This window comes from Pseudomonas sp. H1_G08 (genome assembly GCF_054681355.1).
Genome location: NZ_CP162822.1, coordinates 3,896,308 through 3,910,422 on the forward strand (window position 1 = coordinate 3,896,308; position 14,115 = coordinate 3,910,422).

Annotated in this window: 14 protein-coding genes; 6 read left to right on the forward strand and 8 right to left on the reverse strand. The window is 59.5% G+C overall.

The window, feature by feature from the left end; genetic code table 11:
* Positions 1–107: 107 nt before the first annotated feature.
* From cgtA to rplU, 3 genes are all read right to left on the reverse strand, one after another.
* Positions 108–1,331 carry an Obg family GTPase CgtA gene (cgtA, locus tag AB4N85_RS17680; protein WP_016773122.1) on the reverse strand — a complete coding sequence of 408 codons (1,224 nt, stop codon included), beginning with the start codon at positions 1,329–1,331 and terminating at the stop codon, positions 108–110.
* Positions 1,332–1,524: 193 nt separating this feature from the next.
* Positions 1,525–1,782, reverse strand: a complete 258-nt coding sequence (rpmA, locus tag AB4N85_RS17685) for a 50S ribosomal protein L27 (RefSeq protein ID WP_016773121.1) — start codon at positions 1,780–1,782, stop codon at positions 1,525–1,527.
* A 35-nt stretch (positions 1,783–1,817) separates the two neighbouring features.
* Entirely contained in the window at positions 1,818–2,129 is a 312-nt protein-coding gene (rplU, locus tag AB4N85_RS17690) for a 50S ribosomal protein L21 (RefSeq protein WP_007924746.1), read from the reverse strand.
* Between the two features lie 241 nt (positions 2,130–2,370).
* On the opposite strand from rplU, the gene AB4N85_RS17695 reads away from it, so the two are divergent.
* From AB4N85_RS17695 to AB4N85_RS17705, 3 genes are all read left to right on the forward strand, one after another.
* A complete protein-coding gene (locus AB4N85_RS17695) occupies positions 2,371–3,339 on the forward strand; it encodes a polyprenyl synthetase family protein (protein WP_016773120.1) in 969 nt (322 codons plus the stop codon).
* Positions 3,340–3,520: 181 nt separating this feature from the next.
* Complete coding sequence (locus AB4N85_RS17700) at positions 3,521–3,862, forward strand: zinc ribbon domain-containing protein YjdM (protein WP_016773119.1); 342 nt, start codon at positions 3,521–3,523, stop codon at positions 3,860–3,862.
* 204 nt (positions 3,863–4,066) lie between these two features.
* On the forward strand, positions 4,067–4,324 hold the full coding sequence (locus AB4N85_RS17705) for a PA4570 family protein (protein ID WP_016773118.1): 258 nt from the start codon (positions 4,067–4,069) through the stop codon (positions 4,322–4,324).
* Positions 4,325–4,463: 139 nt separating this feature from the next.
* Here AB4N85_RS17705 and AB4N85_RS17710 read toward each other — a convergent pair whose 3' ends face one another.
* The 3 genes from AB4N85_RS17710 to AB4N85_RS17720 all read right to left on the reverse strand — a co-directional run bounded on the left by AB4N85_RS17710 (position 4,464) and on the right by AB4N85_RS17720 (position 6,126).
* On the reverse strand, positions 4,464–5,081 hold the full coding sequence (locus AB4N85_RS17710) for an FKBP-type peptidyl-prolyl cis-trans isomerase (RefSeq protein ID WP_039761705.1): 618 nt from the start codon (positions 5,079–5,081) through the stop codon (positions 4,464–4,466).
* Between the two features lie 120 nt (positions 5,082–5,201).
* Positions 5,202–5,507, reverse strand: a complete 306-nt coding sequence (locus AB4N85_RS17715) for a DUF6482 family protein (protein ID WP_150638478.1) — start codon at positions 5,505–5,507, stop codon at positions 5,202–5,204.
* Between the two features lie 130 nt (positions 5,508–5,637).
* Positions 5,638–6,126 (reverse strand): TIGR00645 family protein, encoded by a 489-nt coding sequence (locus AB4N85_RS17720; protein WP_016773116.1) that lies wholly within the window; start codon positions 6,124–6,126, stop codon positions 5,638–5,640.
* A gap of 160 nt (positions 6,127–6,286) precedes the next feature.
* Between AB4N85_RS17720 and AB4N85_RS17725 the strand changes: the two genes are divergently transcribed.
* Entirely contained in the window at positions 6,287–8,116 is a 1,830-nt protein-coding gene (locus AB4N85_RS17725) for a hypothetical protein (protein WP_252868307.1), read from the forward strand.
* Here the strand turns inward: AB4N85_RS17725 and AB4N85_RS17730 are convergent.
* Positions 8,113–8,433 (reverse strand): PA4575 family protein, encoded by a 321-nt coding sequence (locus AB4N85_RS17730; RefSeq protein WP_016773114.1) that lies wholly within the window; start codon positions 8,431–8,433, stop codon positions 8,113–8,115. The two genes, AB4N85_RS17725 and AB4N85_RS17730, sit on opposite strands and share 4 nt — an antisense overlap.
* 324 nt (positions 8,434–8,757) lie before the next feature.
* The gene (locus AB4N85_RS17735; protein ID WP_016773113.1) at positions 8,758–11,196 is read right to left on the reverse strand and encodes a Lon protease family protein; all 2,439 of its coding nucleotides are present in this window, start codon (positions 11,194–11,196) and stop codon (positions 8,758–8,760) included.
* A gap of 302 nt (positions 11,197–11,498) precedes the next feature.
* Here AB4N85_RS17735 and AB4N85_RS17740 point away from each other — a divergent pair, with 302 nt between their 5' ends.
* Together AB4N85_RS17740 and AB4N85_RS17745 are read left to right on the forward strand one after the other, a co-directional pair.
* Positions 11,499–11,987 (forward strand): DUF3015 domain-containing protein, encoded by a 489-nt coding sequence (locus AB4N85_RS17740; protein ID WP_016773112.1) that lies wholly within the window; start codon positions 11,499–11,501, stop codon positions 11,985–11,987.
* A 97-nt stretch (positions 11,988–12,084) separates the two neighbouring features.
* On the forward strand, positions 12,085–13,938 hold the full coding sequence (locus tag AB4N85_RS17745) for an Lnb N-terminal periplasmic domain-containing protein (protein WP_150638473.1): 1,854 nt from the start codon (positions 12,085–12,087) through the stop codon (positions 13,936–13,938).
* Positions 13,939–14,115: the final 177 nt, after the last annotated feature.

The window sequence follows — 14,115 nt, forward strand, 5'->3', positions numbered from 1 at the left end:
ACCTGGCACTGCCCGTGACGTTAATCGTGGCGATTGCTGACCAACGATCGATTTCCGGATACTAAAACGCCGCTCGATTGAGCGGCGTTCAAGTTTATCGCAACGGATCAGTCACGCACGTAAATGATTTCCGGACCGTCTTCGTCATCCACATCTTCTTCGTCCCAGTCATCGTCGCCGATGTCATGGACCGACTTCACGCCACTGCGACGCAGGGCACGCTTGTCGTCCAGCGCCTGCAACTGCGCACGGGCTTCGTCTTCGATGCGCTGATCGAGATCGGCCAGCTCTTCCTTGTACGCAGGGTCTGCGGCGAGGCGATCGGCACGGTCTTCCATGTAACGCATGATGTCGTGGCACAGACGCTCGGTACCGATCTTGGCGATGGCCGAGATCACGTACACCGGACCAGTCCATTCCAGGCGATCGACGATTTCCTTGACGCGAGCATCGTGCTCTTCTTCAAGGATCTGATCGCACTTGTTCAGCACCAGCCAGCGATCACGCTCGGCCAGCGACGGGCTGAACTTGATCAGCTCGTTGACGATCACTTCAGCTGCGTCCGGAGCACTGGAATCATCCAGCGGCGCCATGTCGACGAGGTGCAGCAGCAGACGCGTACGCGCCAGGTGCTTGAGGAAGCGAATACCCAGGCCGGCACCGTCGGAAGCGCCTTCGATCAGACCCGGAATGTCGGCAATGACGAAGCTTTTCCAGCGATCGACACTGACCACACCCAGGTTCGGCACCAGTGTGGTGAACGGGTAGTCGGCGACTTTCGGCTTGGCGGCCGAGACCGAACGGATAAAGGTACTTTTACCGGCGTTCGGCAAGCCCAGCAGACCGACGTCGGCCAGCACTTTCATTTCCAGTTTCAGGTCACGCTGCTCGCCCGGCTTGCCTGGCGTAGTCTGACGCGGCGCACGGTTGGTACTGGATTTGAAACGGGTGTTACCCAGACCGTGCCAGCCGCCCTGCACTACCATCAGTTTCTGACCAGCCTTGGTCAGGTCGCCGATGACTTCCTGGGTGGCGGAGTCGATCACGGTAGTGCCGACCGGCACGCGCAGGATCAGGTCTTCGCCCTTCTTGCCGGTGCAGTCGGTGCTGCCACCGTTGGAGCCACGCTCGGCATCGAAGTGACGGGTGTAACGGTAGTCGACCAGGGTATTGAGGTTTTCGTCGGCCATCATGTAGATGGAACCGCCGTCACCGCCATCACCGCCGTTCGGGCCGCCGTTTTCAATGAATTTTTCCCGGCGGAAACTCATGGCACCGTTGCCACCGTCACCGGCCTTTACGCGAATCGATACTTCATCAACAAACTTCATAACCAACGCCTCTCGCCGTACGGACGAGCCGAAAAACAATCAAGACATAAGACTCTTGCAAAAATGAGCGCAGCGACCCCAAGACACGACCTGCATCGCACGCCGACAGCCCATACAAACAGCTTTGCAAGAGACTCACCCCACAAACGAAAAAGCCCCGTCGCAAGACAGGGCTTCTCCAGCGATCTCGCGATTAAGCCGCGATTACGCTCACGTAACGACGACCGAAGGCGCCCTTTACTTCGAACTTGATCACGCCTTCGATTTTAGCGAAGAGAGTGTGATCCTTGCCCATGCCAACGCCGTAGCCAGCGTGGAATTGGGTGCCGCGCTGACGCACGATGATGTTGCCGGCCTTGATGACCTGGCCGCCATACATCTTCACGCCAAGGCGTTTGGCTTCTGAGTCGCGACCGTTGCGGGTACTACCACCAGCTTTTTTGTGTGCCATGAGTTCAATTCTCCTAGTGAGGAATTAGGCTGTAATTAAGCCTGAATACCGGTGATTTTGATCTCGGTGAACCACTGGCGGTGGCCCATACGCTTCATGTGGTGCTTACGGCGACGGAACTTGATGATGCGGACTTTATCGTGACGACCTTGGGAGATCACTTCAGCCTTGACGGTTGCGCCAGCAACAACTGGTGCGCCGATGTTCACGTCGTCGCCATTGGCGACCAGCAGAACGCGATCAAAAGTCACGGATTCGCCAGTAGCGATTTCCAGTTTTTCGATCTTCAGGTATTCACCTTCAGCGACCTTGTATTGCTTACCGCCGGTAACGATTACTGCGTACATGGTATTTCTCCGATAATCCTGCTCACCCAGCTCTTTATAAGAAGAGGTATTGGCTGGCATGGCTGCATGGGGCTGGAACGGCCCAAGTGCAATTGCGTAAGGCAGGTGCTGCCCAGGAAGTTCAGGGTGCGCGATTGTACGCAAGCAATCTGCCTCGCGCAAGTGGCCGTCCATCGCGCCTTGACAGGTCTGGACGGGGGTCCTAGCATGCCGCGCAACCCTTCTGGAGCGACTCTCGCTGATGCAACCCCAAGCTTTCTACCGCGCGGTGGCGGACGATTTTAGCGCCGTCGACGGCATCATCAAGAAGCAGCTGACGTCTCGAGTGCCGCTGGTATCGAAAATCGGCGATTACATCACGTCGGCCGGCGGCAAACGCCTGCGTCCTTTATTAGTGTTGCTGTGTGGCAAGGCCCTGGGTCGCGAAGGCGACGACATGCGCCTGCTGGCCGCCACCATCGAATTCCTGCACACCGCGACCTTGCTGCATGACGACGTCGTCGACATGTCCGGCATGCGCCGTGGCCGCTCGACCGCCAACGCCATGTGGGGCAATGCCCCGAGCGTGCTGGTCGGCGACTTCCTGTATTCGCGCTCGTTCGAAATGATGGTCGAACTGGGCTCGATGCCGGTGATGAAGATTTTGTCTCAAGCCACGCGGATCATCGCTGAAGGTGAAGTGTTGCAGCTGTCCAAGGTGCGTGACGCCAGCACCAGCGAAGAAACCTACATGGAAGTCATCCGCGGCAAGACCGCGATGCTCTTCGAAGCCTCGACCCACAGCGCCGCCGCCCTGGCTGGTGCGACCGCCGAGCAGAGTGAAGCCCTGCGCACGTTCGGCGATCACCTGGGTGTGGCGTTCCAGCTGGTTGATGACTTGCTCGACTATAAAGGCGACGCGGAAACCCTGGGCAAGAACGTCGGCGACGATCTGGCCGAAGGCAAACCGACCCTGCCGCTGATCTACACCATGCGCGAAGGCACGGCCGAACAGGCGGCACTGGTGCGTCAGGCGATCCAGAAAGGCGGGATCGAAGACCTGGAAAGCATCCGCATCGCCGTCGAAGCGTCCGGCTCGCTGGAGTACACCGCGCAACTGGCCCGCGATTACGTGGCCCGCGCGATCAAGTGCCTCGAGGCGCTGCCGGCCAGCGAATACCGCGATGCACTGGTGGAACTGAGCGAGTTCGCGGTAGCCCGCACGCACTGATTCATCCCCTGTGGGAGCGAGCCTGCTCGCGAAAGCAATCTGCCAATCGACTCAATGTTGACTGACACAGCGCTTTCGCGAGCAGGCTCGCTCCCACAGTTGTTTCTGCGCTATGCCCTCCTCCGCGTAAAACCCTATACAATGTGCGCCCTTTAGCCCTCCTGATACCCAAGGATCCTTAGTGAGCACGTTGCCACCCTGCCCGAAATGCAATTCCGAATACACCTACGAAGACGGCACCCAACTGGTCTGCCCCGAGTGCGCCCACGAGTGGTCTGCCAGCGGCGAAGCCGAAGTGGCGGCCGATGATGCCGTGAAGAAAGATTCGGTCGGCAACGTCCTGCAGGACGGCGACACCATCACCGTGATCAAGGACCTCAAGGTCAAGGGCACGTCGTTGGTGGTCAAGGTCGGCACCAAGGTCAAGAACATCCGCCTATGCGATGGCGATCACGACATCGACTGCAAGATCGACGGCATCGGCCCGATGAAGCTCAAATCCGAGTTCGTCAGAAAAGTCTGAGCCGCGCGTCATCCATCCTGCGCCAGCCGTGGGATGGAGCTTTGCCCTCCCCGCTCCAGCTCAATGAATTCGCGCATGGCCATCAGCCAGCCATTTTGACCTGACACAACCTTTACCCGGAAAAATCCACGATCCGCCAATAGGCACTTGCTATTTGATGAATAAGAATTGTTCTCATTGAAACCTTTCAAGGAGATGAGACCCATGACTTATTTGATCGACGCCTGGCTGGATCGCCCACACCCGTACCTCAGAATCCTCCATCGAGAAACCGGCGAAGTCTGTGCGGTGCTTGAAGAAGAAGCCTTGCATGAGCTGCAGGATCAAGGTGATCTGGACGTCAGCAGCCTCAACTCCAGCGAGCCGCTGGTGCTCAAGGAGCTGGTGCGCAATCTGTTCCTGTTCTGCTATGCCCGGGCGTTGCGCCCGACCAATGAGCTGCACAACAAGATCGAAATATGAGCAGCATTAAAAAAACCTGTGGGAGCGAGCTTGCTCGCGAAAGCGATAAATCAGTCAACGAATGAGTCGACTGAAAAACCGCCTTCGCGAGCGAGCTCGCTCCCACATTTTTTAGCCCGCCATCTAGGCAGGCTCGGTATTACAGAACGTCCAGCAGCTCGACGTCGAATACCAGAACGCTGTGCGGCGGGATGCTGCCCACGCCTTGTGCGCCGTAAGCCAGTTCGCTCGGCACGTACAGGCGCCATTTGCTGCCGGCATTCATCAGTTGCAGGGCTTCGGTCCAGCCAGCGATCACGCCGCCAACCGGGAATTCTGCAGGCTGGCCGCGCTCGTAGGAGCTGTCGAACACAGTGCCGTCGATCAGGGTGCCGTGGTAATGCGTACGTACCTGGTCTTCACGGGTCGGCTTGGCGCCTTCGCCCTGAGTCAGCACTTCGAATTGCAGGCCGGAAGCCAGGGTGGTGATGCCGTCACGCTTGGCGTTTTCGGCGAGGAAGGCCAGGCCTTCGCCAGCCGCGGCTTCAGCCTTGGCCGCTGCTTCGGCTTGCATGATCTCGCGGATCACCTTGAAGCTGGCGGACATTTCTTCCTGGCCAACACGGCTTGGCTTGCCGGCGAAAGCGTCGGTCAGACCGGCCAGGATCGCGTCCAGGCTGACACCCGGTGGCGGGTTGTCGCGCAGCTGGTCGCCGAGTTGACGGCCGATACCGTAGCTGACGCGGGTTTCGTCGGTGGACAGATTTACTTCGGACATGACACTGCTCCGCTGTGCGGACGGCCACAGGACTTGCCGTGCGTGCACAGCGCGTCCCGGCGCGCCCGGAACCAAAAGGGCGAGCAGACTAGCACAGATACCCCGGACTTGGGGCCGGGGCTACAGGGCCGAACGCCAGGCGAGCGGCACCTTCAGGCTTTCATCGAGGTCACCGACCAGGCCACACATTTCGTCATGGACCGAGGTGTGCACAAGATTGAAGGGCAGTACCGGAAAGGCATGCAGCAGATCCCGCGCGTGCTCCACTGAGCGCAGCGTCAGCATGTTGCCCTTGAGATCGCTCAACGGATACGCCGCCCCATGCATCCTCGCTTCCAACAGGTAAATGCCACCCTCCATCGAGATCAGGTTCAACTCATCGACCTTCCTGGCAACAGCAAACGCGTTCAACTCTTGCAGGTTCATGGAAGCACCTCACACATGGCGAATCGCACCGTTACAGGCATAGGCCGCTGCGCTTGAAAGCACAAGCCACAAACGAAACCGCCCGTCTGTTTCGCAACAGACGGGCGGTTTTTTTGCCTTGATCGGCTGATCAGTGCTTGGTGACCTTGTCCAGGTAACCCATAGCAAACGCGGACACCACAAAAGTCATGTGAATGATCACGTACCACATCAGATGCTCAGGATCGACGTTCTTGGCATCCATGAAGATGCGCAGCAGGTGGATCGAAGAAATCGCCACGATCGACGCCGCGACTTTCATCTTCAGCGACGACGAGTCCATGGTGCCCAGCCAGCTGAGCTTCTCTTTGCCTTCGTCGATGTCCAGTTGCGAGACAAAGTTCTCGTAACCGGAAATCATCACCATTACCAGCAGACCACCCACCAGCGCCATGTCGATCAGCGACAGCAGCACCAGAATCAGATCCGATTCAGCCATCGCGAAGACGTTGGGCAGGATATGGATGATTTCCTGGAAGAACTTCAATGCCAGCGCCAGCAGACCGAGGGACAGGCCGATGTAGATCGGCGCCAGCAGCCAGCGGGTGGCGTACATTGCATTTTCGATAAAGCGTTCCATTGACTCTCACACAAGGGGCTGGAAATGGCGGCGAGTATAACAGCCCGCTGTGACAGCCAGAAACCGCCGGAAAATCCGCCACCTGCGTGTGTGTGACAAAGTTTTTCTGCTAGTGTCCAAAGCATTGACAGCCCAATGACAGTGGACAGGATGCGTGGAAATGGATGTGCGATCAGCCTTGACGACTGCCGGAATCTGCCTCGCCTTGCTCATCGGCGGTTGCTCGCCCGGCGATGAAAAACAAGTCGCCAACCTTGACGAAAAGACCGCCACCTTCGAACAGTCCCTGGACACGATCAGCGATCCCAAGCTCAAGGACGCCATCACCGAACTCGGCGGTTCGCTGCTGTTGCTCGAACGCGCCCGACTCAAGCTCGACGACATCACCCCGCATACCGAATACGGCGCAGACGCCCTCGCCGTGCTCAAGCACTACCCTACCCCGCAGGCGCTGGTCGATACGTTCATCAACGGCCTGTTCGTGCTGCACAAGGACGCCAGCTCGGATTACCTGACCGATCTGCAACCGGTATTCCCGTTCAACCTGAACATTCCCGGCGGTTTTCTGTTTCCGCACGGCATCGAATGGCATTCGGTGACGCTGAGCAACAAACGGGTGATCGCCTGGCAGCCGGAGTGGTCGGAGACCGACCCCGGCATTCAGCTCAGCCCGTCCAGCTCCAACGTGACCAACCCCGATGACCTGACGGTGACCTACCCGTTCATCGATGGCCTCAACGTCGACAAAAAAAACCTGCCACAACCGGTCAGCCTGCAAGGCCAGGTCGAGGTCATCGCGCCGCGTCGCTTGTACAGTTTCGACCTGACTCAGAAAGACGTCGGCCAGACCCGCAGCAACGACAACCTCAGCGTCAAACTGCTCAGGCTGGAAAAAAATTACGCCGAGGTTGAAGTCAGCAACAGCCTGCCGCTGGCGGCAGAAGTCGCCGAAACCCGGATCAATCCGCTGATCGTCCAGGCCCGCGATGCCAGCGGCCAATACCTGGTGCGCGCCGGTTCAATCAACGAAAGCCCGGAGCAGGTCGAGTTTTACCAGAAGCAACTGACGCAGTTACAGAAGCAGAAGAGCTGGAGCGACACCCTGGAAAAACAGCTCAGCGACGACCAGCAAGCCTTCGAGAAAGACCACCCGCGCCGCTACAACAAAGTCTATTTCCACGGCCCGATCGACACACTGGAAGTCAGTGTGCTCGACTTCTCCTCGGCAACAGTGACGCGCAAATCCCTGGACCTGCCGGTGCGCACCTTCAATCCGCACACCACGGCCAAAGCCGTGCAGGCGCTGGACCTGCCAGTTGTGGTGTATGACGATCTCGCCGCCAACTGGCTCAAAGGCGCGGACCTGACCGAGGAACAATTGAAGGCCGGCGTGCGCATTCATCAATCGGTGGAAGAGCCGAGCGCGGCGCGTATCGAGTTTTCCCACCGCCGCACCTTCAATGACGAATTGCTTGGCGACCAACTCAATCCCGGCGTCAGCCCGGTGACTTTCTTCACGGAAAAGCGCGGCGGCAAACTCGACGAGCCGATCGAACTGCCGCCCGAGGCGTATCAGGTCGATCCGCTGCAAGCGACGATTACATATGATCTGAACCTGTTTCCGGAAACCCCGGCGATTGCCGTGGGCTCGATGCCGTTATTTCTGGCCACGGTGGCCAAGCAATCCTACGACGCGCAGTCATTGCCCAAAGGCCTGGCGATCAAGGACAACACGCTGGTGGTCGACCTGAAAACCTTCCCGGCCAACGAATGGCGTTTCTTCGTCAAGGACGACAGTGGCCACTACCTCAAGCAGATTCTTTCGGTCAGCCACGACGCCAGTGCAGAAGGCCCGGCGCTACTCGGCGTGCACTATTTTTACGGTCGCCCGACTCGCGTGGAGACCTATCAGCGCACCGACCTCGCCACCGTGCAATACGGTTTTGAGGTCAAGCTCGACAAGGCGCAGGTCGACCAGTCAGCACCTTAACCGTTGAGGCTGCGTCCACGGCCGCCGTTGATCTGCCGCAACTGCGCTTGCAGATGCAGGCTCCAGATCTGCGGATCATCGGCCAGTTCGTAACCATGCAAGGTCAGGCTTTCAACGATGGTGTCGAGAATCGACTCGGCCGCCACCGGGCCATGGAACGGGCCTTGGGCTTTGATCGCGGAAGGTTGTTCGCCGGCCATGCCGGCCGCGAAGAGCAGCGTCCACATGCCATTGTCGCCGGCCAGCGGCTTGACGGCGCATTCGATCCGGGTCACCAGACCCAGGCATTGACGGGTGAGACAGAGGTTGCGCGACATGGCGGCGACCCTCGGTAAAGCCGGTATTCAGCCCCCATGGGAGGACTGGCTCGATCCAGTGATACTGTCGATATCCTTGACCTGAGAATAGAAGAAAAGTGTCCAGCGCAAGCCAAATGGAACCAGAAGGCGCCGAATGGTCATTGTGTGAATATTGGCGTCAGAGTAGTGGCACATTCCCCGAAGATCCCTGCAGAGATCAATCTGGAAAAGCATTGTGGGAGCGAGCCTGCTCGCGAAGACGATGGATCAGCCAACTCATTCGTCGACTCAAACAGCGCTTTCGCGAGCAGGCTCGCTCCCACAGGGTTTATTGCAAGCCTGTCAGGCGGGTTTGGCTTCGGCGAGAGCCTCCTGCGCCAGTTCCTTCTCGGCCTCCTTCAGGTCTTCTTCGCTGATCATCTCGGCGATATCGCGCAGGCGCTCGACCACTCGGGCATTAATGCTGCCTTCGGGGAATTCGCCATCGGCGTTCGGCTCTCCGGCCGGCTCGCCTACCAGCAGGCTCAGCGCCTCATCGGCCTGACGCACCGCATACACGTGGAACTGGCCGGCGCGCACGGCGGCCAGGACTTTCTCATCGAGCATCAGCGTGGCGACGTTGGCCTGGGGAATGATCGCGCCCTGCTCGCCGGTCAGGCCGCGCGCCTCGCAGAGGCGGAAGAAGCCTTCGATCTTCTCGTTGACCCCGCCGACCGCCTGCACTTCACCGAACTGGTTGATCGAACCGGTGATGGCAAAACATTGCTTGAGCGGGGTTTTCGACAGCGCCGAAATCAGCGTGCACGCCTCGCCCAGCGAGGCACTGTCGCCGTCGACGTAACCATACGACTGCTCGAGCGCAATGCTTGCCGAAATCGCCAGCGGGAATTCCTGGGCGTAACGGCTGCCCAGATAACCGGTGAGGATCATCACGCCTTTGGAGTGAATCGGCTGGCCGAGGTTGACCTCACGTTCGATGTCGACGATACCGCTGCCGCCCGGATAGACCGTGGCGGAAATCCGCGCCGGCACGCCGAACGCCGAATCACCGACCTCCAGCACCGTCAGCCCGTTGCACTTGCCGACTGCTGCACCGTCAGTGTCGATGAGGATGATTCCGGCGAGCATGTCGTCGAGAATCCGCGCCGAGACCCGCCCGGTGCGGGTGGCCTTGGCTTTCAGGGCGCGTTCGATATGGCCGGCGTCGGTCATTTCATCGCCGGCCAGATGGCGAATGAAATCCGCCTCGCTGACCAGTTGGAACAGATCGCCAATGCGCGCCGACAAGCGCCCCTGATGCTCGGCCAGCCGTGCGCTGTAGGTCGCCAATCGTGCCACCGCATCGGCGGTCAACGGCGCCATGCCTTCTTCCGAAGTACGCGTCTTCAGGAGCTGGGCGAACTGCTCGAGGCTTTCGTCGACCATCGGGATGTCTTCGTCGAAGTCGACCAGAACGCGAAACATCTCCTGGAAGTCCGGATCGAGATCCTGCAGCGTGTAATACAGCTGCCGCGCACCAATGATGATGACTTTGACCTGCAGCGGGATGTGCTGCGGATTCAGGGTCATGGTGGCGAAGCGGCCCATCTCGCCCAGCGGCGATTCCATTTTCAGTTTGCGCGATTGCAGGGCGCGTTTGAGCGCATCCCACACGAACGGCTCGCTGAGCATTTTTTCCGCTTCAAGAATCAGGAAACCGCCGTTGGCGCGGTGCAGCGCACCCGGACGCAACTGCCGGTAAGTGGTGTAGAGCGCGCCTTGATCAGTGGTGTACTCGATGCGGCCGAACAGGTTTTCGTAAGTCGGATGCGGCTCGAACACCACCGGCGCACCGCCGCTGGCCGGATGCCCGACCACCAGGCTTGGTGCATATTGTTCTTCCAGCAACTTGCGCGCGACGGCGTCGGTCTTGCTGTCGTCGACCAGTTGCTCGACCACGGTTTTCAGCAGGTAGACCTGCATCGCTTGCAGGTAACCGCAGACCCCGGCGTTCTCCGCGTACTTCTCCGACAGCGGCGCCAGCAACGGCTGCAAGGCCAGGGTGATGGTTTCTTCATTGAGGTGGCGCAGTTGATTGTTCGACTCGCGCTTCCACTGCGGCAGGCTGGCGAGTTCTTCGTTCAGGCGCTCCTCGAGGCCGGAAATGTCATCGTGAAACCGCTCGCGCTCGGCCTCCGGCAACTGCGCGAATTCGGCTTCGTCCAGGGCCTTGCCGTCGAGCATAGGCGTGAAGGCGATATTGCTGCTGTCGCGGTACAGGGCGACGTCTTTTTCCAGGGCCAGCCGCTCGATGATGTCCAGCGCCTTGTCGTAGCGCTGGTTGAAGGCGCGGTCGATGGCGCTTTTTTTCTGCTGGTAGGACGGGTGTTCGAAAACCGCCGGAAAAGTCGCCAGCAGGTTGTCGATCAGGCCGTTGATGTCACCGATGAACGAGGCCGCCGTGCCCGATGGCAGCTCCAGTGCACGCGGTTCGCGCGGCTCATCGAAGTTGTTGACGTAGACCCAGTCCGCCGGGGTCTGCAGGCGCTTGCCTTCGGCTTTCAGGTAGCGTTTGACGAACGAGAAACGGCCGGTGCCGGGCTCGCCCATGACGAATACGTTGTAACCGGGGCGTGGCATCGCCACACCGAACTGCAAGGCTTCGACCGCGCGTTCCTGGCCGAGCACACCGCGAAAGGGCTCCAGATCATTGGTGCTAGTGAAGCTGAACTGTTCAGCGGAAAACGGACGAGTCAGCGCTTCGGGCGCAAGACGCAGGCTGGCAGCAACAGGATCAGGCATCGGGCTTCCTTAACAATCAGGCGGGGCAGGTAGCGGCATTCTGGCGCTGCCCGTGCCCCACTGGCAAGGCGCGCCACATGACAAAGCATAGACAAGCGCGCGGCCGGCCGACGCATCCCGATAAATCAGAGGTTTATTCCAAATATTTTGCAAAAAGTCACGGAACCGCTGGAACGTGCCTAAACTCCAAACTGCGCGGCTGGAACTAATACCGGCCCACTGACACTTTCGGTTCTGTCCTCGGGCAGAGCGCGAAGGGCCAGAACCCTGTCCATTGGTATGCACATAAAGAGAACAAAGCTATGAAACGGATTCTTCTCGGTACTCTCTTCACCGCTGTATCCATCAACGCAATGGCGCAAGCCCCGGGCGGCCCGGATTGCGGTTGGGGCAACATGCTGTTCGAAGGTCAGCGTGGTACCCCGGCGCACTTCCTTGCTTCCACCACCAACGGCACTTCCGGTAACGCCACGTTCGGTATGACTTCCGGCACCAACGGTTGCTCGACCAACGCATCGCTGACCTACGGCGGCAAATCCTGGTTCGCCATGAATGGCATGATGAACGAGCTGTCCGAAGACATGGCCAAAGGCAATGGCGAAGCGCTGACCACTTATGCCGTGGTCCTGGGCGTAGCACCGGAAGATCGCGCGCACTTCGCGCAAGTGACCCACGAGCACTTCCAGCAGATCTTCAGCAAAGCTGACGTGACCGCTGAAGACGTGCATACCAACACCCTGGCAGTACTGAAATCGGACCCACGTCTGGCCAAGTACGCAACTCAGGCTTAAGCTCGACCTCGCCCGCTTCCTTCGGGAAGCGGGTTTTGTTTTTTTTGGCCCGCCCCTCTTTGGGTCTTTTATTTCTTTCCTGTTCAAGTTGCCGACTATGCTCAAACGCCTTGCCTGGCTGGCGCTCTGTGTCTGCGCCCCGCTGTCCGCCGCGCCTCACATCGATCCTCAACGTTTGCAGCAACTGGCCAACGACCGCTTCTGGATTTCCCTCGGTCATTACGAAACCGCCAAACTCGGCGGCTGGCGCAGCTATGTCAGCGACAAGAAGTTCTTTCTCGCGCCCGACGGCAACGAGCATCCGGACCGCGAACTGGCCGCCACCGTGCAGGCGCTGTACGCCCCGGCCAGCCTCGGCGAGCAACACGCACAATGCGTCTACCCGGCGCGTACACGCTGGCTGAAAGCGCAGCTCAATCTCGCCGACCTGCCAGCGCCCGAATGCGCCGAATACAAGCAATGGTTCAAGGACGTCTCGCCGCACAGCGCGGTGATGATCTTCCCGGCGGCGTATCTCAACAGCCCTTCGTCGATGTTCGGCCACACCCTGCTGCGCATCGATCAGGCGGATGTGCAGGCCGACAAGACTTCACTGCTCAGCTACGCGATCAACTTCGGTGCCTACATCGAAGGCTCGGACAACAGCATTCTGTATGCCTGGAAAGGCTTGATGGGCGGCTACCCGGGGCTGTTTGCGCTGGTGCCGTATCAGGAAAAACTCTCGGAATACCGCAGCCTGGAAAACCGCGACCTGTGGGAATACCGCCTCAACCTGACTCAGGAAGAAACCGCACGCATGGTCGAACATGTGTGGGAGCTCAAGCAGATCCAGTTCGACTACTTCTTCTTCGACGAAAACTGCTCGTATCGTTTGCTGGAACTGCTGCAAGTGGCGCGACCGAGCCTGCGCCTGACCGAACAATTCCCGCTGACCGCGATCCCGACCGACACTGTCAAAGCGGTGAAAGAGGCCGGGCTGGTCGAACACATCGAATATCGCCCGTCCCGCGAACGTGAACTGCTCAGCCGCGCCGAACCGTTGAGCGATGAAGAACAGCAATGGGTGCTCAAGGTCAGCGCCGATCAAAAAGTCCTGCAAGAGCCGACGTTCAAGGCGCTGCCGCGCGCGCGCCAGGCGTTGATCGTCGACGCCGCCTATCGTCTGGAGCGCTACCGCGCCAACGGCCAGGAGCGCGACCCGCAACGAGCGCAGCGCAGTTTCGAACTGCTGCGGGCGATCAACAAGAACCCGGCGCCGGAGTTGGAAATTCCGCAACCCGGTCTGCCCGAAGATGGCCACGAGTCCCGCACCTGGCAGGCCGACCTAGGTACGCGAGGCGATCGCGCCTTTGGCGAATATGGCCTGCGCATGGCTTATCACGACCTCAATGACAACGCCGAAAGCTTTCCTCTCGGCGCGCAGATCGAGATCCTGCAACTGAAGCTGCGCCAATACGAAGGCAATGACTGGCAGCTACAGCAACTGGATCTGGCGACCATTCGTTCGCTGACGCCGCGCAACGAGCTACTGCAACCGCTGTCGTGGCAAGTCACCGGTGGCCTTGAGCGGGTGCCGGGCAAGCATGATGACGAGACGCTGGTCAGCCATGTCAACGGTGGCGGCGGCGGCACGTGGCAGTTGGGCGAAGACGTGCTCGGCTTCGCGCTGGGCACGGTACGCGTGGAACACAACAATGACTTCGCCGAGTTTGTTTCCCCGGCCGGTGGCTTCAACACCGGCGTGCTGTGGAAAAACCCGCTAGGCAATCTGAGCCTGGAGGCCAAGGGCGACTACTTCTTCAACGGCGAAGTGCGCCGCAGCCTGAGCCTGAATCAGCAGTGGGAGCTGTCGCGCAACCTCGGTTTGCGCCTGAGCGCTCAGCGTGAATTCAGCCAGCTCGCCAGCCCCGAGACGGAAGTCATGCTGGAAGTGAAGTGGTATCACTACTGATCCCGCGCCTGTGAATCTCCCTGTGGGAGCGAGCCTGCTCGCGAAAACGGTGGGCCTGTCAATAGTAGTGTTGCCTGACACGGCGCCTTCGCGAGCAGGCTCGCTCCCACAGGCGCTTTGTGGTGTGCAATGGATTTTTCACAGGCCTTCGACAGCCGCCTCATGAATCGCCTTCTA

Excerpts from the sequence above, each read along its gene's own strand:
- cgtA (WP_016773122.1), bottom strand. The coding sequence starts at position 1,331 with ATGAAGTTTGTTGATGAAGTATCGATTCGCGTAAAGGCCGGTGACGGT.
- rpmA (WP_016773121.1), bottom strand. The coding sequence starts at position 1,782 with ATGGCACACAAAAAAGCTGGTGGTAGTACCCGCAACGGTCGCGACTCA.
- rplU (WP_007924746.1), bottom strand. The coding sequence starts at position 2,129 with ATGTACGCAGTAATCGTTACCGGCGGTAAGCAATACAAGGTCGCTGAA.
- AB4N85_RS17695 (WP_016773120.1), top strand. The coding sequence starts at position 2,371 with ATGCAACCCCAAGCTTTCTACCGCGCGGTGGCGGACGATTTTAGCGCC.
- AB4N85_RS17705 (WP_016773118.1), top strand. The coding sequence starts at position 4,067 with ATGACTTATTTGATCGACGCCTGGCTGGATCGCCCACACCCGTACCTC.
- AB4N85_RS17710 (WP_039761705.1), bottom strand. The coding sequence starts at position 5,081 with ATGTCCGAAGTAAATCTGTCCACCGACGAAACCCGCGTCAGCTACGGT.
- AB4N85_RS17715 (WP_150638478.1), bottom strand. The coding sequence starts at position 5,507 with ATGAACCTGCAAGAGTTGAACGCGTTTGCTGTTGCCAGGAAGGTCGAT.
- AB4N85_RS17720 (WP_016773116.1), bottom strand. The coding sequence starts at position 6,126 with ATGGAACGCTTTATCGAAAATGCAATGTACGCCACCCGCTGGCTGCTG.
- AB4N85_RS17725 (WP_252868307.1), top strand. The coding sequence starts at position 6,287 with ATGGATGTGCGATCAGCCTTGACGACTGCCGGAATCTGCCTCGCCTTG.
- AB4N85_RS17730 (WP_016773114.1), bottom strand. The coding sequence starts at position 8,433 with ATGTCGCGCAACCTCTGTCTCACCCGTCAATGCCTGGGTCTGGTGACC.
- AB4N85_RS17735 (WP_016773113.1), bottom strand. The coding sequence starts at position 11,196 with ATGCCTGATCCTGTTGCTGCCAGCCTGCGTCTTGCGCCCGAAGCGCTG.
- AB4N85_RS17740 (WP_016773112.1), top strand. The coding sequence starts at position 11,499 with ATGAAACGGATTCTTCTCGGTACTCTCTTCACCGCTGTATCCATCAAC.
- AB4N85_RS17745 (WP_150638473.1), top strand. The coding sequence starts at position 12,085 with ATGCTCAAACGCCTTGCCTGGCTGGCGCTCTGTGTCTGCGCCCCGCTG.